Annotated in this window: 1 protein-coding gene; it reads left to right on the top strand. The window is 40.2% G+C overall.

The window, feature by feature from the left end; all coding sequences use genetic code 11:
• Nucleotides 1-95: 95 nt before the first annotated feature.
• A partial coding sequence (locus tag ACYVLP_RS23470; protein ID WP_460629706.1) for a transposase occupies nucleotides 96-661 on the top strand: 566 nt, incomplete at its 3' end.

Here is a 661-nt window from a genome sequence, read left to right on the forward strand (position 1 = left end):
TTGGAGTACATGAATCAACTGTCAGTAGATACTCTAGACGGTTGTTTCCAAATAGGACAAAAAGCATAGGTGGTAGACCTACAGTAGTCTCCAAAGTGACGAAGCGGTTAATAAAAAGAAAAGTCATTGAAGGGGTTTTAAAGACTGCCAAAGAGGTACACCGGGAGCTGGTTCAACTTGGCTACGATATCTCATACCAGTCAGCAATTAACGTACTGAAATCAATGGAGTTCCATTCTTCAATAAAAAAAAAGAAGCCGTTTTTGACAAAAGCTCATATGCAGCATCGATTAGAATGGGCCAAGAAGCATCAGGATTGGACAGTAGAAGAATGGCGAAAAGTCGTCTTTTCTGATGAAACCAAGATCAACGTATGGGGCTCTGATGGCTGTAAGTATTATTGGAAAAGACCAAATGATCCTCTTCAACCGCATCATCTAGAACTTACAGTCAAGCATGGAGCAGGCAAATTGATGATGTGGGGCTGTATAACTTCTGAAGGACCAGGATATGCTTGTCAAATTTACGATGGGAACATGAACGCGAATGTTTATCAGCATATATTGGACACTACGCTTCGTGATACTATGCAATACTACAATTTCAACTGGTCCAACATTTACTTTCAGCATGATAATGATCCAAAGCACAAGGCAAAATC

The sequence above is a fragment of the Intrasporangium mesophilum genome (genome assembly GCF_054783095.1).